We start from the raw sequence: 18221 nt of genomic DNA on the forward strand, positions 1-18221 counted from the left end.
CCGAGCTGCAGACCGCGGCTCGGGATAACTCATTTTTAGGCTGCCTTACTTTACTGCCCGCCGCATGAAATACACCTACTTAGCACTAGCCGGCTGGCTACTGTCTGCCGCGCCGGCCCTGGCGCAAGTCACCGACACCACCCGCACGGCCACACCCGCCGGCGACGACCTCAACTTCGATGAGTTTGGCGATGCCTCGGCCGGTGGTGGCACCTACAACACCCAGAAGGTGCTGTACATCAGCCCCACCAAGCTGATTTCGATAGGCTACGAGGCCCAGCTGCCCTACGACCTCACCAGCACGGGGCCCCACCTGAGCAATGCCAGCACCACGGCCGAGACGCGCATCAGCGCCGCCCGGGGCGTTCGCTTGGCTTTCAACGCCCCGGTGATTTCGCGCAACAACCTCATTGTAAACTTGGGCCTGACGTACTGGAACACCGACCTCGGTATCGACAACGCCAAGTCCTCGCGCTACTTTGAGCAGCTCGACGAAGGCCTGCGCACTACCGGCCTGAACGTTACCATCTTCAAGCCCTTCGACAACAAGCACTTCTTGCTGCTGCAGGCCAACTCCGACCTCAACGGCAACTACCGCGGCTTTGGCGACCTCTCGCGCAAGCAGATGACGTACAGCGGCACCGCCATCTTTGGCTGGAAGCCCAACGACAACCTGCAGTGGGGCCTGGGCTTGAGCCGCACCTACCGCGCCGGGCAGCTGCTCTACATTCCGGTAATACTTTACAACCGCACCTTCTCGCCCAAGTGGGGCTGCGAAGTGGTGTTCCCGGCCCGCGCCGAGCTGCGCCGCAACTTCGGCACCACGGCCCTGCTCAAGTTTGGCTACGAGCTGGAAGGCAACACCTACTACCTGGGCCAGGCCAACGGCCACGAGGTGTACCTGCGCCGCGGTGAGCTCAAGCCCCGCTTCACCTACGAGCAGAAGCTGGCGGGCTTTATCTGGGTATCGGCCCAGGCCGGCCTGCGCTACAACTACCGCAACGACGCCTTCCACCACCAGAACCCCACCGGTGAAAAGGAAAGCCTGCTGGGCTCGGAGCCGTCGCTGTTCAAAAACAAGCTGACCAACCCGCTGTACTTCAACCTCAGCCTCAACCTGGTTAGCCCCTAATCCGGAGGTTAAGCCTGGCTGAACCAAAAAAGAGGAGCTTCCGGCCGGAAGCTCCTCTTTTTTTAGTAGTCCTCGCCGCTCTTGTCTTCCGTTTTCCGGAGTAGAAGACCTGCCTGGCGATTAGGGGGCCATCGTCTGCAGCAGCCAGCGGTGCAGGCGCTCGGCATCGGCTTTATGAAAGAGCTCCGTCCCGGGATTCATGGTCGCTGCGGTGCCGCAGGCTACTCCAAGGCGGGCAGCTTCGCGCAGTGGCCACCCCTGGCAAAGGCCGTACACGGTGCCGGCCACCAGGCTGTCGCCGGCTCCCACGGTGCTTTGCTTTTTCACAGCCGGCGCCGCAATGTAGTCTACCCCCTCGCAGGTGACGAGGCAAGCCCCGCTGGGGCCCAGCGACACCAGCACTACCTCACATTTACCCTGATTGATTAGCTCCTGCGCTGCCTGCCCGGCCGACTCGCTGTCGAGCTCGCTCGCGCCGACGAGCTTGCTGAGCTCGCTCAGGTTGGGCTTGAGCAGATATACGCCCTCGCTAAGGGCGCTCTGCAAGGCCTCGCCTGAGGTGTCGACAACCAAGCGGGCTCCGACCGCGCGGGCCCAGTGGGCAATGCGGCCCATGAGCGCTGGCGCCACGCCCGGGGGTAGGCTGCCGCTGGCTACCAGCACCTGCGGCGCAGGGTCGAGCGCTGCCAGGCTGGCCAGTACCTGGTCCTGCTCGGCGGGGCTGAGCGTGGCACCGAGCATGCCAAAGCGGTACTGCTGGTTGGAGGCAGCATCCACTACCGTGAGGTTTTCGCGGGTCCAGGCCGCAACGGGCACGGGCAGGCCGGCAATGCCCTCTTGGGCCAGCAGCTGCCCCAGCAGCGCGCCGGGCGGACCACCGGCCACAAACAGGGCCCGGGCATCTAACCCCAGCCGGCGCAGCCCCCGCGCCACATTGATACCCCCACCACCCGGCTCTACCGTGGGCGGGGTGCAGTTTAGCTTGTGCTCGGGCAGCATCCGGTCCACGACGGTACTTTTATCGATGGCCGGGTTCAGGGTGAGGGTGACAACGTGGGGCATAGGTAAGTTGAAAGGTGTGAGGCCGGGCTGCCTGTTATATGCGGGATAAAGCTAGGAAACAAGGGGTAATGGAGCGTCCCGCCGCCCCGGTGGGCAGGCACCGGCCCCTTCCTTCTCCTCCGGCGCATTCGCTTCCGGCACCTCCCAAACAAGCCAACGAAGCTCGGCACAGCCAAAAAATGCAGCCTGAACTGGGTGAGTGAGCGGGCTTTCTGGGCCGCGGGCCTATTTTTGTCTGCACACCCTCTCCCTTCGTCTCACCGCATTCCTCTGAAAAAATTGGCCTGGACAGAAGAACAGGTGCGGGCGCTGGTAACCGACGCCGGCACGCTGAAGCGGGGCCAGGAGCTGGCTAGCCCCAGCAAGTGGAGCAACCTGGGCCAGACGGATACCGCCGCCTGGGGCCACTGCGCCGGCAGCGGCAGCAGGCCCTACCTCACCGCTATCGACCTAAGCGAGCCGGCGTTTAAATGCTCCTGCCCCAGCCGGGTGTTTCCCTGCAAGCACGGCGCGGGCCTTTTCCTGCTCCTGGCCGGGCAGCCGGAGCTGCTGCCCACCGCGGCCCCGCCCGACTGGCTGGCCGACTGGCTGGGCAAGCGCCAGCAAAGCCAGGAGAAAAAAACAAGCAAAGCCGCCGCTCCGGTGCCTGCTGAGGAGGCGGAGGATACTCCCACGACCCGTCCGACCGCCCCGGCTGACGCGGGGCCCGGCCTGGAGGTAGCCCCCGCCCGCCTGGCCCGCATGGAGCAGGGCGCCGCCGACCTGGAGCTGTGGCTTATTGACCTGATGCGCAGCGGAATCGCAGCCCTCGACCAGCAGCCGCGCAGCTTCTGGGAAAGCCAGGCGGCGCGGCTGGTCGACAACCAGCTGCCGGGGCTGGCGGGCACACTGCGCGAGCTGGCTACCCTCCGCCACAGCCATGCCGACTGGCCCGCCCGCCTGCTCGGCCGCCTGGGCGAGCTGTACTGGCTGACGCGCGCCTTTCGCAACCGCCACCACCTGCCGGCCGACACCCACCAGGAAGTGCTGCAGCAGGTGGGCATCACCATCAAGAAGGAAGAGCTGCTGACGCAGGCGCCCGCCATTACCGACGAGTGGCAGGTGCTGGGGCTGCGCATCACGGAGGAAGAGCGGCTGACGGTCCGCCGCTGCTGGCTGCGCGGCCTGGGCACCGGCCGCTACGCCCTGCTGCTGGAGTACGCCTTCGGCAGCCAGCCCTTTGCCACTCACCTGGTGCCCAATGCTTACTACGAAGGACGCCTGGTGTTTTACCCCGGCCTGCTGCCCTTGCGGGCCACCCCCCTGGAGCTGAAATTTACGGGCTCCGGGAAAGCGCACGCGGCCCCGCCGGGCCTTTCGCCTACCCAGCTGCTGCAAGGCTACGCCGAAGCCCTGGCCCGGCACCCCTGGCTGCGCGAGTGGCCCGCTACCCTGGCCGAAGTGGTGCCGGCCCGGCTGCCCGACGACAGCTGGGTGCTCACCCACGGCCCGGAAAACCTGGCCCTGCCCCTGCGCCTCAGCTCGGCCGACGAAGGCTGGCAGCTGCTGGCCCTCAGCGGCGGCCACCCGCTTAGCGTGTTTGGCGAGTGGGACGGGCAGGCCCTGCGCCCCCTGGGCAGCTGGAGCTATTTATGAGTTATGAGTTATGAGTTATGAGTTATGAGTTATGAGTTAAAACATACCCCTGACTCAGCTTCACTGTTGCTCTTTTCACTGCTGTTTTTAACTTTTAACTCTCAACTTTTAACTTAAAAAATGAGCATCCTCCCCGACTCTGCCCCGGCCCAGCTGCTGCGTGTGGCCCTGCTGGGCACCCGGCAGAGCGGAGAAGCCGTGCCTACCCTGCCGGGAATGAACACTGACCTGCCGGAGGATGCCGACGCCCGCGAAAAGCTGCTGCTGCTCACTAGCGGGGCCCTGGCCCTGGCGCAGAAGGCAGGATTTCAGGCCGTGGCCGCACCTCTTCTCCCCGCGCCGGCCCCGACCGAAGCCTGGCAGCCCCTGGGCCGGCGCGGGGCCGAGTGCATCCGGGCGCTGCTGGACGACAACCGCTACCATGGCCTGCTGGCCGACTACCTGAGCCAGCTGCGGGCACACCGCCGCCTGATACCATCGGCGCTGCTGGTGCCGGTGCTGCACCACAAAACCTTCCGCTCCCTGCTGGCCGGCGACCTGACCAACATCCTGGGGGAGCGCGGCCGCTGGCTGGCCCGCCAAAACCCCGAGTGGCAGGCCCTGGCCATTGATACCGAGGCGCCCGCTGACCCTGCCATTTGGGAAACCGGCACCCCGGCCCAGCGCCGCGCCCACCTGCGGCAGCTGCACCAGACCGACCCCGCCCAGGCCCGGGAGCTGCTGGCCGCCGCCCTGCCCGCTGAGCCAGCCAGCCAGCAGGCAGCTTTGCTAAGCGAGCTGGCTTCCGGCCTCACCGCCGCCGATGCCCCTTTGCTGGAGCCCTACCTGACGGCCAAAAGCAAGGAAGTGCGCCAAACGGCGGCCCAGCTGTTGGCTCGCCTGCCACAGTCGGTACTACTACAGCGGCTCTGGCAGCGGGCCCGGCCCCTGCTGGCGGTGCAGGCCCCGGCAGCGGGCCCCGGCAAGCTGCTGGTAACCCTGCCGGAAGCCTGGGACAAATCCTGGCTGGCCGATGGCGTTGAGCAGCGCGATGCCAGCTTCGAAGGCGGCGAAAAAGCCGGCCAGCTGGGCCAGCTGCTGGCCTTGCTGCCCCCCAGCCGCTGGACTGCCCACCTGCAGCTGACCCCGGACGAGCTGTTGACCCTGGCGGAAAGCAGCGATTGGGCTGCCTTGCTGCTGCGGGCCTGGACCCGCGCGGCTATCCTGCACCAGGACAAGGCGTTTGCCGCGCCCCTGCTGCTGCGCCACCTGGAGAAAGCCCGCCTGTCGCAGGCCCAGGCCGCCCAGCTGGCGGGCCTGCTGACTGATGCCGAAAAGCTGGAGCTGCTGCGCAGCCAGCTCCCGTACCAGGCCGGAGCCCTGCTGTCCTTTTTACCCGAGCTGCTGGCCTTTATCGGCCCGCCCTGGCCGGCCGATGTAGTAGCCGCTGCCCTGCGCTACCTGACCGAGGTGATGGCGGGCCAGGTCGGCAACCGGTACGGGGAGCCCTACCAGCGCTGCTCGCTGCTGCTCTACCACCTGGGTGGGGCCGTAGCCCCGGCCCAGACCGGCCTATGCACCGAGCTGCTGGCCCCGCTGGCCACAACCAGCTTCTACCTCGCCCCCCTCATTGCCGACTTTTTCGACACCCTGCAGTTTCGCCAAAAGCTCACCGCCAGCCTCAGCGAGCCATAGCCACCCGAAACAGCACCCCCTCATAATTCATAATTTATAATTCATAATTCCACAAAAATGTCCCTGCTCCGCCCCCACGCCGAAGATTTGTATGCCGAGGAGCTGGCCGCCCTCCGTCAGGCCGACGACCGGCCCCGGCCGCCGGGCTGGCAGCTGTCGCCCTGGGGCGTGGTTACCTACTTGCTCGGTGGCACGCTTGATAATGGCTTCGAGATTGAGCCCAAGTACATCGGGCAGCGGCGGCTGATGGAGATTGCCGTGGCCACTCTGGCCACCGACCGGGCCCTGCTGCTGCTGGGCGTGCCGGGCACGGCCAAAAGCTGGGTGAGCGAGCACCTGACGGCGGCCATCAGCGGGCACACCAACCTGCTGGTGCAGGGCACGGCCGGCACCGCCGAAGACAGCCTGCGCTACTCCTGGAACTACGCCCAGCTGCTGGCCCAGGGCCCGTCGCTGGACGCGCTGGTGCCCAGCCCGCTCTACAAGGGCATGGAAACCGGGCAGCTGGTGCGCATCGAGGAGCTGACCCGCATTCCCTCTGATGTGCAGGACACGCTGCTCACCATGCTCTCGGAAAAGGTGCTGCCCATTCCCGAGCTCAGCACCGAGGTGCAGGCCCGGCAGGGCTTCAATGTGATTGCCACGGCCAACGACCGCGACCGCGGCGTGAACGAGCTCAGCAGCGCCCTGCGCCGCCGCTTCAACGCCGTGGTGCTGCCCCTGCCCGCCTCGCTGGACGAGGAGGTGCGCATTGTGCAAACCCGGGTGGAAAAGCTGGGGCAGTCCCTGCAGATTCCGGCGGAGAAGCCCGCCCTGGAGCAAATTAAGCGCTTGGTGACCATGTTTCGGGAGCTGCGCAGCGGCGTGACGGAAAACGGCAAAACCAAGCTCAAAACGCCCAGCGGCACGCTCAGTACGGGCGAGGCCATCTCGGTGATGAACTCCGGCCTGGCCCTGGCCGCCTACTTCGGCGACGGCACGCTGCGCGCCCACGACCTGGCCGCCGGCCTAACCGGCGCCGTTATCAAAGACCCGGCGCCCGACCGCGTGGTGTGGCTGGAGTACCTGGAAACCGTGGTGAAGGAGCGCGAAGGCTGGAAGGATTTGTACCGCGCCTGCCGCGAAGTTGTAGAGTAGAAACCTTAAATCGCCCTTATTGAAGCCATGCCTACCCCTAACTACCAGGACATGGGAATGTCCAGCGAAATGCCCCCCCAGCTCCGGGAGCTTGTAGAGCAGCAGCTCACCGCTGACCTGAGACACTACGGTATTGATGAGCCAACGGTAAAGTTCGACTGGTCGCAGAGCTGCATAGAAGGGCACGATGCCGGCCACCTCGACGGCCGCCTGGAAAACTACTCCGGCATTGGCATTTTCGATGCAGCCAACCAATGGATAGCCGAAGGCTGGATGGAGTTTGTGCAAACCGACTCCTTCCTGCTGGTTTACTGGGAGTTTCTCGACCTGGTGCAGGGCAGCCGCTTGAAACCGGTCAAGTTCAAGCCCGGCATTCCCGAACACGTGTGGCAGCAGATTCCGGAGGAGCTGCACAGTGCCTTTGTCCCAAAACGGCTGTTACCCCCCCCCGCTGCCCAGAGTCCTCTGATGGCGTGCCGTGCACGGATGCGGGCTTCCGTTCGTTGTCAGTTGTTAGTTGTTAGTTGTTAGTTGTTAGTTGTCAGTCAAATGTTTACTCGGAAACTGACAACGAACAACTGACAACGAACAACTGACAACTAAAAAGCATCGTGCTGAACGACGGGAGGCGCCTGTATCCCACGCCATCATCGGCCAAAACAAGTTTTCCCCTCATGCCCACCGACCTGCGCATTTTCGGCATTCGCCACCACGGCCCCGGCAGCGCGGCCAGCCTGCTCAAGGCCCTGGATGCCTTCCGGCCCGACATGCTGCTGCTGGAGTGCCCCGCCGATGCCGAAGCGGCCCTGGCCACCGCCACCCACCCGGAGCTGAAGCCGCCCGTGGCCCTGCTCGTCTACAACCCCAAGCAGCAGGGCCAGGCCTCTTTCCTGCCCTTTGCCGAGTTTTCGCCCGAGTGGCAGGCCATACACTGGTGCCAGCGCCACGGTGCCCACCTGCGCTGCATGGACCTGCCCGCCGCCATCCGCTTTGCTACCAAAGAGGTAACCGAACTTTCTGAGCAAGACGCACCAGAGCCCCAAGCAGATGCCGAGCCGGAGGCTGAGGCCGACCAGCAGAACGACCCGTCAGGCTCCCCCTCCCTTTCGGGGAGGGAGTCGGGGGGAGGGGTTGCCCAGGACCCCATTGCCTACCTGGCCCGGCTCGACAACCATGCCGACTCCGAGCAGTGGTGGGAAACCCGCCTTGAGCACGCCCCCGGCCACGCCGACACCTTCGAGGTAGTGCTGGATATGATGACGGCCCTGCGCGAGGAGTTGCAGCGCCCGGAAAGCGACGACACGCTGCTGCGCGAGGCCTTTATGCGGGAAACGCTGCGCGCTACCCTGGCCCAGGGCTACCCCCGGGTGGCCATTGTGTGCGGGGCCTGGCACGCCCCCGTGCTGCGGCCGGAGCTGCTCAAAAAAGAAGACAAAGCCCGGCTCAAAGGACTAAAGAAGGTACCCACCGCCACCACCTGGATTCCCTGGACCTACGAGCGGCTGTCCTACAGCTCGGGCTACGGCGCGGGCGTGCTGTCGCCGGCCTGGTACGAGCTGCTGTTTGCCCAGCCCCGGGCCGAAGTGGTGACGCAGTGGATGGTGCGGGCCACCCGCCTGCTGCGGGGCCAGGACATGGATGCCTCCTCGGCCCACGCCATCGAGGGCACGCGGCTGGCCCAGGCCCTGGCCGCCGTGCGCGGCCTGGAGCTGCCCGGCATTGAGGAGCTGCAGGAAGCAGCCGTGGCCATCCTGGGTGGGGGCTACGCCGAGCCTCTGGACCTGGTGCAGCGGGCGCTGGTGATTGGCGAGAAGCTGGGCGAAGTGCCCGCCGGCCTGCCCGCCACCCCCCTGCAGCAGGACCTGGCCCAGCAGCAGAAAAGCCTGCGCCTCAAGCCCGAGCCCCAGCCCCGCGACCTCGACCTGGATTTGCGCCAGCCGGCCCAGCTTGAGCGCAGCTACCTGCTGCACCGCCTGCGCCTGCTGGGCATCGCCTGGGGCGAGCCCGAGGAAGTGGCCGGCAAAAGCGGCACCTTCCACGAGCTGTGGACCCTGCGGTGGGCACCGGAAATGGCCCTGGCCGTGATTGAGGCCGGCCGCTGGGGCAACACCGTGCTGGAAGCCGCCGCCGCCCGCGCCCGCCACCGCGCCACGGAGGCCCAGGACCTGGAAGCGGTGAGCCTGCTCCTGGAAGAAGCCCTGCGCGCCGACCTCGGCCCGGCCATCCCGGCCCTGGTGGGCCGGCTCGAAACCATCGGGGCCGGCACCCGCGACGTCACGCACCTGCTGGCGGCCCTGCCCCCGCTGGTGCAGGTGCTGCGCTACGGCAACGTGCGCCGCACCGACACCCGGCAGGTGGCCCAGGTGGTGCACCAGCTGCTGCCGCGCCTGTGCATCGGCCTGCCTGCCGCCTGTGCCGGCCTCGACTACGACGCCGCCAAGCCCCTGCTCAAGCGCATCGAAGCCACCCACCAGGCCCTGCGCCTGCTGCAAGATGCCAGCCAGGAAGCCGACTGGTACGCGGCGCTGGCGGCCGTGCAGCGCCACCCCGGCAGCAATGGCCTGCTGGCCGGCGCCGCCACCCGCCTGCTGTTCGACGCCCAGCAGGCCGACCCGGAGGCTACGGCCACGGCCCTGGGCCTGGCCCTGGCCCCGGCCCAGCCCACCGACTACGCCACGGCCTGGATTGAGGGCTTCCTGCGCGGCAGCGGCCTGCTGCTCATCCACCACCGCCCCCTGTTCGAGCTGCTCGACGCCTGGCTGGGCAGCCTGCCGGAAGACACCTTCCGCGAAATCGTGCCCCTGCTGCGCCGGGCCTTTACCGACTTCAGCCTGCCCGAGCGCCGCCAGCTGCTGGACCTGGCCAGCCACGAGGCCCGCCCCCCGGCAGCAGCCGGCGCAGCCAGCAGCCTGGACTGGAGCCGGGCCCAGCCAGTGCTTGCCACCCTGCAAGGCCTGCTGGCCGGCCCGGCAACACACTGATGTAAACGCTAAGGCAGCATGTACAGCTTTCGCAGGTGCCACTCCACTTGCCGCCAGACTCCCCCGCAGGGGAGGGGCCGGGGGTGGGGCTGAACGCCTGCAACACTAAAAATTTCAACCCACTAATTCCTCACCATTAAACCCCACCCCGCCATGTCCAATGCCTCCCGCTGGAAGCTCGTGCTGGGCAGCGCCGCCGACGCCCAGGATACCGTAGCCATGCCGCCCGACTACGGCAAGATGGACGAGGTGCTGACTTCCCTCTACGACGGCGACCCCGCCGAGCGGAAGGCGGGCCTGGGCGGCTCGGCCCCGCGGGTAAGCCGCTGGCTGGGCGACATCCGCACCTACTTTCCCAGCGAGGTGGTGGCCGTGATGCAGCAGGACGCCATGACCCGCCTGGGTTTGCAGCAGCTGCTGCTGGAGCCCGAAGTGCTGCGCACCGTGCAGGCCGACGTGCACCTGGTGGGCACCCTGCTCTCCCTAAGCCGGGTGATGCCGGCCAAGGCCAAAAGCACGGCGCGGGAGGTGATTACCAAGGTGGTGCGCGAGCTGGAGCAGAAGCTCAGCAACCCGCTGCGCCAGGCTGTGCAGGGCGCCCTGAGCCGGGCCGTGCGCAACCCCCGCCCCCGCTACCGCGAAATCGACTGGAACGCCACCATCCGGGCCAACCTGAAGCACTACCAGCCCACCCACCGCAGCATCATCCCCGAAAAGCTGGTGGGCATGGGCCGCCGCGGGCAGGCCCTGAAGGAAATTTTGCTGTGCGTAGACCAGAGCGGCTCCATGGCTTCGTCGGTGGTGTATGCCGGTGTGTTTGGCGCCGTGCTGGCGACGCTCAAGGCGGTGAAAACCCACATGGTGGTGTTCGACACGGCCGTGGTGGACCTCACCGCCACCCTCACCGACCCGGTGGACCTGCTGTTTGGCGTGCAGCTGGGCGGCGGCACCGACATCAACCTGGCCCTGGCTTACTGCCAGCAGCTTATCTCCCGCCCCACCGACACTATCCTGGTGCTCGTGTCCGACCTTTACGAAGGCGGCAACGAAAACGAGATGCTGAAGCGGGCCGCCGCCCTGCGCACGGCCGGCGTGACGGTGGTCGCCCTGCTGGCCCTCAGCGACGAGGGTGCCCCCAGCTTCGACCGCCGCGTAGCCGAAAAGCTGGCCGCCCTGGACGTCCCCAGCTTTGCCTGCACCCCCGCCCGCTTCCCCGATTTGATGGCGGCAGCTATCCAGGGCCAAAGCCTGAGTGGCATTTCCGGCTGAAAAGTGACCTGGCGGTTCTTCAAGCTTCCTACTTTCGATACAGATGAACAGCCTACGCCAAAAATAGTCAGCATCTTTTCTTACTACCTACCTGATGTCACGCAGCCGCGCTGATGGCGCGGGGTCTTACCACTTACTAAAAAATGCCCCAGCCTCCCGCCCCGCCGCCCCAACCCAGCTTTGCCGAAGCGCTGCGCTTCTGGCTGAAGCTGGGCTTCATCAGCTTTGGCGGGCCGGCCGGGCAGATTGCCATCATGCACCAGACGCTGGTGCAGGAGAAGCGCTGGATTTCCGACGCCAAGTTTCTGCACGCCCTCAACTACTGCATGCTGCTGCCCGGGCCCGAAGCCCAGCAGCTGGCTACCTACATTGGCTGGCTGCTGCACGGCAGCCGGGGCGGGCTGGCGGCGGGCATTTTGTTTGTGTTGCCCTCGGTGTTTATTCTGCTGGCCCTGTGTGTGCTCTACGTCACAGTGGGCACGCTGCCGGCCCTGCAGGCGGTGTTTTTGGGCCTGAAGCCGGCCGTGGTGGCCATTATCCTGCTGGCTATGGTCAAAATCGGCCAGAAGTCGCTGCTGAGCCCTTTGCATTATGCGGTGGCCCTGGCCAGCTTCCTGGGTATTTTCTGGCTGAACGTACCGTTTCCGCTGCTCATCCTCGGGGCTGGGGCGGTGGGACTGCTGGCGCATGCCTTCTTTTCAGCGCCGGCCACGACCGGCAGCGAGGCGCGGGCTGCCCAGGCCGAAGAAGGCTACTACCTGACCATGCAGTCGGTAGTGCCCGGCACTGGTTTTTCCGGGCCGCGCCTGGTGCGGCAGCTGGCCGTAGCGCTGGGGCTGTGGGGGCTGCCGCTGGGGCTGCTGGGGCTGGCCGCGCCCGACTTTCCGTTCTGGCGCGGGCTTACGCAGTTTTTCACCCAGGCCGCGCTGGTCACCTTTGGCGGCGCCTACGCGGTGCTGCCCTACGTGGCCCAGGTGAGCGTGGAAAAGCTGCACTGGCTAAGCCAGGGGCAGATGCTCGACGGCCTGGCCCTGGGCGAAACCACGCCCGGCCCCCTCATCATGGTGCTGGCGTTTGTGGGCTTCATGGGCGGCTACACGCACTTTGGCGGCTCGCTTGCGCTGGGTGCGCTGGGGCTGCTGGCTACCACTTACTACACCTTTTTGCCCTGCTTTGTCTTCATCCTCGTGGGCGCCCCGCTTATCGAGCACAGCCGGCACAATGCCCGGCTTAAGGCCGTGCTGAGCATCATCACCGCTGCCGTGGTGGGCGTTATCCTGAACCTGGCCGTGTACCTGGGGCGCAGTGTGCTGTTTCCGGCCGGGCCCCTGCGCTGGGCCGAGCTGCACTGGCCCAGCCTGCTGTGGGTGGCCGTTTCGCTGCTGGCCCTGCACCGCTTCCGCCTCAACCTCATTCTGTGGATTGGCATCAGTGCCCTGGCGGGGCTGTTTTATCACCTGGCTGGCCCCGGGCTCTAGCTTTTCCGTAGCCAGGCTATTCCTGCACCTTTCCCATTCCCATTTCCATGTCTCATTTTCTCTCCCGGCGGGAAGCGCTGCGTGCCACCGCGCTACTCGGCGCCACCTCCCTGCTTCGCCTCGACGAAGCGCAGGCCGCGCCGGGCCCCAAAGGCAAGACGCCCCCGCTCACGGCCGCCGAAATTGCCGGCATCGAAGCTGCCCTGGGCAAAAAGGGCACTTACCACGAGGCCCAGGCCACCCATTCCACTTCGCTGCCTCGCCACGACTTACAGGTCAGCATCAAGGGCGAGGCGGTGCCTACTTCCTTCGGCTTTGGCGGCTGGGTAGCCATCAAGCACACGCTCGACGGCAAGTCGGCCATGCTGATGAGCGACACCGTGCTGCGGCAGGAGGAAGTAAACCCGCTGATGTCGGCCGCCCTGGCCAACGGCCTGGAAATCGGCGCCGTCCACAACCACTTCTTTTACGAGGAGCCCCGCATCTTCTACATGCACGTCCACGGCATGGGCAGCCCGGCCGAGCTGGCCGCCAAGTTTGCCGCCACGCTGAAAGACTCCCGCCTGCTGCCCGCCAACCAGCCGCCCGCCCCCGCGGCTCCGGCGCAAACCGGCAAAGAGCTGTTCGACCTGCCCGCGCTGGACAACGTGGTGGGCCAGCCGGGCGCTGTGAACGGCGCCACCTACAAGTACACCGTGGGCCGCGACGACCTGCGCGTCGTGATGATGAACACGGAAATGACCACTGCCATCGGCCTGAACTCCTGGGCGGCCTTCGCCGGCACTCAGGCCAATGCCCACATTGCCGGCGACATCGCCATGCTGGAGCACGAGGTGAACCCGGTTATCAAAACCCTGCGGGCCCACCAGCTGGAAGTAGTGGCCGTGCACAACCACATGCTGTTCGACCAGCCCCGGATGATATTTCTGCACTACTACGGGCGCGGGCCCGCCGCCCAGCTCGCCCAGGGCTTCCGGGCCGCGCTCGACCAGCTAGGGAAAGGTCCCCAGCCCCATGGGCATGGCATGGGCGGGATGAAGCATTAGCCGGCTACACGGCCACATTCAGCTTACAAGCCACGTCGTTGCCGGCCAGTATTCTTAAGCCTTTATCTCCCACAGCTCGTTCCAGTTGGTTGTGAATGCCGGCGAGCGCCGCCGCTGCTGCCCTTTCCATACACCGGGCTGCCGGCCCACGGCTCCAATGGCTGCCGCCACCTGCACGCTGTTGCCGCCAAATCGGGCGTTGAGGGCATCGAGCTTCTGCATCAGGCGGGCCGTCCGCTCGCTCCCATCGGGCGCGAACAGGCTGAGCTGCTTCTGCTCGCCGCTTTCAAAGCCGTCCAGGATTACCCCGGCCTTCACGTACACGGAGCCCGGCTGCCAGATACGCCCGAGCAGGGAGCGGGCAAAGCGCACCAGCTCCGTCGTGTCGCTGGTCGCCACGGGCAACGTCACCTGGGCCGAGCGCGTGTGCGGGGGCGGCGTGGTGCCGAAGCGGTTTTGGGAAAGAAAAACCGTCAGCACGCTGGCGGCCGACTCCTGCCGCCGCAGCTTCTCGGCTGCCCGCGAGGCAAAGGCCGCGACGGCGGCCAGCACATCCTCAAACTGGCTGAGCGGCCGGCCGAAGGTGCGCGTGCAGGCAATGCTTTGCCGGGCCAGGCTGCCGTCCTCGCTCGGGGCCAGGTGGTGGCAGGGGTAGCCCTGCAGCTCCCGCACCAGGCGGGCGCCCACCACTCCGCCCAGGTGCCTGCGGGCCATGGCCTCCGAGCAGCGGGCCAGCCCGGCAGCCGTGCTGATGCCCAGGCTGTAGAGCTTGGTGGCGTACTGCCGCCCCACGCCCCAGACGTCTTCCACTGGCACCTGCTCCAGGGCCCACTGCCGGCGCTCGGGCGAGTCCAGCAGCAGCACCCCGCCCAGGGCCGGGTCTTTCTTGGCCACGCGGTTGGCCAGCTTGGCCAGGGTCTTGGTCGGGGCCAGCCCGATGCAGGTGGGAATGTGGGTGCGGCGCTTTACCTCGCGGCGAATCCGGCGGGCGTAGTCGTCCAGGCGGCCGTGCCAGCGCTCCATGCCGTGCAGGCTCAGGAAAGCTTCGTCGATGGAATAAATCTCCAGCTCGGGTGCCACGGAGGCCAGGTAGCCCATCACCCGGCCGCTCATGTCGCCATACAGGGCATAGTTCGAGGACAGGGCCTGCACGCCGTGCTGCTCCACCAGGGAGCGCACCTGAAACAGGGGCTCCCCCATCTTGATGCCCAGGGCCTTGGCTTCGGCCGAGCGCGAGACGATGCAGCCGTCGTTGTTGGACAGCACCACCACGGGCTGCCCCTCCAGCCGGGGCTGAAAGGCCCGCTCGCAGCTGACGTAGAAGTTATTGCAGTCGACGAGCGCGAACATGGTCGTGAAGCTTGCCGTTGATGAGTTCGGTCACGACGTGGGTGACCACGCCCCACACCTGCACGTGCTCGCGGCCCATTATCTCGACGGCCGCGTAGCTGGGGTTGTCGGGCACCAGCCAGTAGGTGCTGCCGCGCTTTTCCAGGCGCTTCACCGTGAACTCGCCTTCCACGGCCGCCACCACCACCTGGCCGGCCTGGGGCTTGAGGGCGCAGTCGATGGCCAGCAGGGCGCCATCGGTGATGTGGGAGGGCGGCCCGTCCATGCTCGTGCCGTTCACCCGCGCCAGGTACGTGTGGGTGGGGTGAGGAAGAAGAATTTTGTTTAAGTCAATCGGCACGCCCCGCTCGTCCTCGGCCGGGCTGGGGAAGCCGGCCGGAATACGGGTTTCGCACTCAATGAGCCAGACGGGCTCGCGGGCAATCTGAAGGATATCAACGCTACACATAGGGCCAACAGGTTTAGGAGGACGCAAATAACGTCACAATTACTAAAAATGTTGGCAAATACCACCAATTGTATTGGCAATATCTCTGCTGTTATTATGCTATTCGGCAACACAGCACTTTTCTGATGCTTCGCAACCCCTGGCTTGCCAAACCAGTTAGCACCATCTAATTTAGCGGTTAGTTTAAAGGCTACGATTATGGCTACGGCGAGAAAACTATACTATGTAGAGGAAGGGCGGCAGGATGAATATGAGGAAGCGGCGGCTACGGCAACTCCCCATGCCCAGGACGAAACGCTGCTCGACGACACACTGGCAGCCGAGGTATGCCCCCGGTGCGGCGAGCTGCTGGCCTGGCACGAAGCGCGCTGCGAAGCCGCGCCTCCGGAGCCGGCAGCTCCTGAGGAAACCCCATCCGCACCGGCTCCAGCTCCGGGACTGACCTTTGCCTACGGCCTGGGCCAGCGCGTGCAGCCCGCCCTGGACAACCGAACCGGCGCCGTCGTCTGGCGGGGGCAGGTAAAGCAGCGACACTCCCCCTCGGGCCTGGTGCGCCGCGTTAACGTGTACCGCCTCGACAATGGGTTCTGGGACTGCTACTACGAGGAGGATTTGCTGGTTGCGTAGCCGGCCAGGTCTTCTTTGCTGGCGGACACCGGCCTACTCCTCCACCATGCCACCTGGCTTGGTGCCCCGGCAGCTGCAATGCGGTCAAAACGAGGGGCGCAATGCCCGACTCACGCCCGTTGATGGCCGTCGGAACCGCAAGCTCCCTAGCCGGCTCCTATCAACCGCTGCCCGCTGAGTAGATGCCCCTGCAATACAAAACAAGCCCCTCACGCTACCGTGAGGGGCTTTTTCGTGGGCCCACTTGGAATCGAACCAAGGACCTGCTGATTATGAGTCAGCTGCTCTAACCGATTGAGCTATAGGCCCGTTGCCGGAGGCGTTTATTCTTTCACCTCTAAACCCATGCCACCGAATGGCCCTCCGACGGGGCAAAAGTACGACCTTCGCGAAGAAGTTGCTAGTTTCTGGTTACGGGTTTCTGGTTGTTGTTCCGGCAAACATCCAAAAGCCGGTAACCAGAAGCCAGAAACAAGCAACCAGAAACCCGTTTCATGCTTCCCCACCTCCTGTTTGACTTTGGCGGCGTCATCATCAACATCGATTACGACCGCACCCTGGCGGCCATGCGCCGGCTGAGCCGCGCCGGCAGCTCCATTGAATTCACCCAGGCCCAGCAGGCCGAGCTGTTTGACCAGCTCGAAACCGGGCAGATCACGCCGGCGCAGTTCCGCGACGGCCTGCGGGCCGGCTACGAGCTGCAGGCCAGCGACGACGAGCTGGACGCCGCCTGGCACGCCATGCTGCTCGACGTGCCGGCCGAGCGCCTGGCCCTGATTGGCGAGCTGCGCCGCCGCGGGCACCAGACCGCCCTGCTCTCCAACACCAACGTGCTGCACATTGGCGAAATAAACCAGCGCCTGGCCCAACAATATGGCTTCCGAAACGGTATTGCCGACGTGCTGGACCGCGTGTTCTACTCCCAGGAAGTGGGCCTGCGCAAGCCGGGCGACGATATTTTCCATTATGCCCTGCGCGAGATGAACTGGCAGGCCGCCGATACGTTGTTTATCGAAGACAGTCCGCAGCACGTGGCTACGGCCCGTCGGCTGGGCTTGCGGGTGCTGCACCTGGCCCCGCCGCTTACCCTTACCACTGCCCTGCCCGAAGCCCTCCGTGTCTTTCCCGCTGAATATTCCCCCGCTGCCTCCCGCTGATTCCGACGAGCCGACACCCCCGGTCGTCCATGCCGCCCCGCACACCCGGCTGGCGGCTGCCCGGGCCGCGTTCCGTCGCTTTGAGCGGCCGCCCTCCCCGGCCCGCACGGCGTTTGTGCATATTGGCTTATTCCTGGTCACGCTGATTACGACCACCCTGGCCGGCATTCAGCTCACAGCCGGCGGGCTGGGATTTCTGCCCCTTGCGGTATTCACCCACCGCGGCGCCCTGCTGCAGGAAGAGCTGCAGCGCGGGCTGTGGTTTGCGCTGCCGTTCCTGGGAGTGCTCACGGTGCACGAGTTCGGGCACTACTGCACGGCCCGCTACAACCGGGTGCGTACCTCCCTGCCCTACTACATTCCGTTTCCGCTGGGCCTGGGCACCTTTGGCGCCATTATCCGCATACGCGACCGGATATTCTCGCGGCGGGAGTTTTTCGACATCGGCCTGGCGGGTCCGCTGGCCGGCTTCCTGGTGGCGGTTCCCCTGCTGATTTACGGCTTCACCCACCTGCCCGACCCCCAGGCCTACGCCTTTCACTTCCACCCCGAGCTGGCCCGGTACGGGGCCCGCTACGCGGAGTTTGCCTACTCGCCGGAGGTGCTGCAGAATACCACGCTGCTGGCCAAGCCCCTGCTTTACCGCCTGCTGGAAGCCACCTTTGCCGACCCCGCCCGGCTGCCCCACCCGGCCGAGCTCATGCACTACCCGGTGCTGATGGCCGGCGCCCTGTCCTTGTTTTTCACGGCCCTCAACCTGCTGCCACTGGGCCAGCTCGACGGCGGCCACATCCTGTACGGGCTGCTGGGCCGGCACCGCTTCAACCGCCTGGCCCTGCTGCTGTTTGTGAGCTTTATTTTCTACGCCGGGCTGGGCCTCTTCTCGCTGCAGGACGGCTGGGAAACCTGGCTGTACGGCGGGCCGGTCTACGCCCTGTACCTGTGGGCAGTGATGCGGCGCGCCCTGCCCACGGCCCGGCAGGCGCTGCTGCTGGCCGGCAGCATCTGGCTGGCCCAGCTGGCCCTGGCCACGGCCGTGCCGGGCATTGCCGGCAACCCCGGCTGGCTGATTTTTGGCCTGCTACTGGGGCGGTTTACAGGCATTTACCACCCCGGTGCTCCCGACGAGCGGCCCCTTAGCACCGGCCGCAAAGTGCTGGGCTGGGTAATGGTGGCTATTTTTGTGCTTTGCTTCACGCCCACCCCCTTTCAGTAGAACAAGGCG

15 protein-coding genes and 1 tRNA gene are annotated in these 18221 nt (G+C 65.9%); 12 read left to right on the forward strand and 4 right to left on the reverse strand.

From position 1 onward, the window contains the following. The first annotated feature begins 64 nt into the window (after positions 1-64). A complete protein-coding gene (locus ABD919_RS15980; RefSeq protein WP_345237037.1) occupies positions 65-1132 on the forward strand; it encodes a DUF6268 family outer membrane beta-barrel protein in 1068 nt (355 codons plus the stop codon). 120 nt (positions 1133-1252) lie between these two features. Here the strand turns inward: ABD919_RS15980 and ABD919_RS15985 are convergent, their stop codons facing one another. Then, positions 1253-2194 (reverse strand): 1-phosphofructokinase family hexose kinase, encoded by a 942-nt coding sequence (locus tag ABD919_RS15985; protein ID WP_345237038.1) that lies wholly within the window; start codon positions 2192-2194, stop codon positions 1253-1255. Between the two features lie 279 nt (positions 2195-2473). Here ABD919_RS15985 and ABD919_RS15990 point away from each other — a divergent pair, with 279 nt between their 5' ends. The 8 genes from ABD919_RS15990 (at position 2474) to ABD919_RS16025 (ending at position 13414) form a co-directional block, all read left to right on the forward strand. Continuing rightward, positions 2474-3829, forward strand: coding sequence for an SWIM zinc finger family protein (locus ABD919_RS15990; RefSeq protein ID WP_345237039.1), 1356 nt, complete (start codon positions 2474-2476; stop codon positions 3827-3829). A 120-nt stretch (positions 3830-3949) separates the two neighbouring features. Beyond that, positions 3950-5503 (forward strand): DUF5691 domain-containing protein, encoded by a 1554-nt coding sequence (locus ABD919_RS15995; protein WP_345237040.1) that lies wholly within the window; start codon positions 3950-3952, stop codon positions 5501-5503. Between the two features lie 57 nt (positions 5504-5560). Further along, a complete protein-coding gene (locus ABD919_RS16000; protein WP_345237041.1) occupies positions 5561-6640 on the forward strand; it encodes an ATP-binding protein in 1080 nt (359 codons plus the stop codon). A 27-nt stretch (positions 6641-6667) separates the two neighbouring features. Next, on the forward strand, positions 6668-7171 hold the full coding sequence (locus ABD919_RS16005; RefSeq protein WP_345237042.1) for a hypothetical protein: 504 nt from the start codon (positions 6668-6670) through the stop codon (positions 7169-7171). 143 nt (positions 7172-7314) lie between these two features. Further along, entirely contained in the window at positions 7315-9621 is a 2307-nt protein-coding gene (locus ABD919_RS16010) for a DUF5682 family protein (protein ID WP_345237043.1), read from the forward strand. A 153-nt stretch (positions 9622-9774) separates the two neighbouring features. Then, the gene (locus tag ABD919_RS16015) at positions 9775-10890 is read left to right on the forward strand and encodes a VWA domain-containing protein (protein WP_345237044.1); all 1116 of its coding nucleotides are present in this window, start codon (positions 9775-9777) and stop codon (positions 10888-10890) included. Positions 10891-11033: 143 nt separating this feature from the next. Further along, complete coding sequence (gene chrA / locus ABD919_RS16020) at positions 11034-12368, forward strand: chromate efflux transporter (protein ID WP_345237045.1); 1335 nt, start codon at positions 11034-11036, stop codon at positions 12366-12368. 47 nt (positions 12369-12415) lie between these two features. Then, positions 12416-13414, forward strand: a complete 999-nt coding sequence (locus ABD919_RS16025; RefSeq protein ID WP_345237046.1) for a DUF1259 domain-containing protein — start codon at positions 12416-12418, stop codon at positions 13412-13414. 54 nt (positions 13415-13468) lie between these two features. On the opposite strand, the gene ABD919_RS16030 is transcribed toward ABD919_RS16025, so the two are convergent. After that, entirely contained in the window at positions 13469-14764 is a 1296-nt protein-coding gene (locus ABD919_RS16030; protein ID WP_345237047.1) for a Y-family DNA polymerase, read from the reverse strand. Further along, positions 14739-15212: a LexA family protein gene (locus ABD919_RS16035; RefSeq protein ID WP_345237048.1), complete on the reverse strand. Its 474-nt coding sequence runs from the start codon at positions 15210-15212 to the stop codon at positions 14739-14741. Before ABD919_RS16035 ends, ABD919_RS16030 begins: the two co-directional genes overlap by 26 nt. Before the next feature lie 198 nt (positions 15213-15410). On the opposite strand from ABD919_RS16035, the gene ABD919_RS16040 reads away from it, so the two are divergent. Further along, positions 15411-15839, forward strand: coding sequence for a hypothetical protein (locus tag ABD919_RS16040; RefSeq protein WP_345237049.1), 429 nt, complete (start codon positions 15411-15413; stop codon positions 15837-15839). 235 nt (positions 15840-16074) lie between these two features. Here the strand turns inward: ABD919_RS16040 and ABD919_RS16045 are convergent. Next, positions 16075-16148, reverse strand: a tRNA-Ile gene (locus ABD919_RS16045). Between the two features lie 185 nt (positions 16149-16333). On the opposite strand from ABD919_RS16045, the gene ABD919_RS16050 reads away from it, so the two are divergent. Continuing rightward, positions 16334-16996 (forward strand): HAD family hydrolase, encoded by a 663-nt coding sequence (locus tag ABD919_RS16050; protein ID WP_345237050.1) that lies wholly within the window; start codon positions 16334-16336, stop codon positions 16994-16996. Further along, positions 16956-18212 (forward strand): site-2 protease family protein, encoded by a 1257-nt coding sequence (locus ABD919_RS16055; protein ID WP_345237052.1) that lies wholly within the window; start codon positions 16956-16958, stop codon positions 18210-18212. The genes ABD919_RS16050 and ABD919_RS16055 overlap by 41 nt, the downstream gene beginning before the upstream one ends. The last annotated feature ends 9 nt before the right edge of the window (positions 18213-18221 follow it).

The organism is Hymenobacter saemangeumensis (assembly GCF_039541835.1).
In the GTDB taxonomy this organism is placed as follows: domain Bacteria; phylum Bacteroidota; class Bacteroidia; order Cytophagales; family Hymenobacteraceae; genus Hymenobacter; species Hymenobacter saemangeumensis.

Excerpts from the sequence above, each read along its gene's own strand:
- ABD919_RS16010 (WP_345237043.1), top strand. The coding sequence starts at position 7,315 with ATGCCCACCGACCTGCGCATTTTCGGCATTCGCCACCACGGCCCCGGC.
- ABD919_RS16050 (WP_345237050.1), top strand. The coding sequence starts at position 16,334 with ATGCTTCCCCACCTCCTGTTTGACTTTGGCGGCGTCATCATCAACATC.
- ABD919_RS16005 (WP_345237042.1), top strand. The coding sequence starts at position 6,668 with ATGCCTACCCCTAACTACCAGGACATGGGAATGTCCAGCGAAATGCCC.
- ABD919_RS16030 (WP_345237047.1), bottom strand. The coding sequence starts at position 14,764 with ATGTTCGCGCTCGTCGACTGCAATAACTTCTACGTCAGCTGCGAGCGG.
- ABD919_RS15980 (WP_345237037.1), top strand. The coding sequence starts at position 65 with ATGAAATACACCTACTTAGCACTAGCCGGCTGGCTACTGTCTGCCGCG.
- ABD919_RS16025 (WP_345237046.1), top strand. The coding sequence starts at position 12,416 with ATGTCTCATTTTCTCTCCCGGCGGGAAGCGCTGCGTGCCACCGCGCTA.
- ABD919_RS16035 (WP_345237048.1), bottom strand. The coding sequence starts at position 15,212 with ATGTGTAGCGTTGATATCCTTCAGATTGCCCGCGAGCCCGTCTGGCTC.
- ABD919_RS15995 (WP_345237040.1), top strand. The coding sequence starts at position 3,950 with ATGAGCATCCTCCCCGACTCTGCCCCGGCCCAGCTGCTGCGTGTGGCC.
- ABD919_RS16000 (WP_345237041.1), top strand. The coding sequence starts at position 5,561 with ATGTCCCTGCTCCGCCCCCACGCCGAAGATTTGTATGCCGAGGAGCTG.
- ABD919_RS16040 (WP_345237049.1), top strand. The coding sequence starts at position 15,411 with ATGGCTACGGCGAGAAAACTATACTATGTAGAGGAAGGGCGGCAGGAT.
- ABD919_RS16015 (WP_345237044.1), top strand. The coding sequence starts at position 9,775 with ATGTCCAATGCCTCCCGCTGGAAGCTCGTGCTGGGCAGCGCCGCCGAC.
- ABD919_RS15985 (WP_345237038.1), bottom strand. The coding sequence starts at position 2,194 with ATGCCCCACGTTGTCACCCTCACCCTGAACCCGGCCATCGATAAAAGT.
- chrA (WP_345237045.1), top strand. The coding sequence starts at position 11,034 with ATGCCCCAGCCTCCCGCCCCGCCGCCCCAACCCAGCTTTGCCGAAGCG.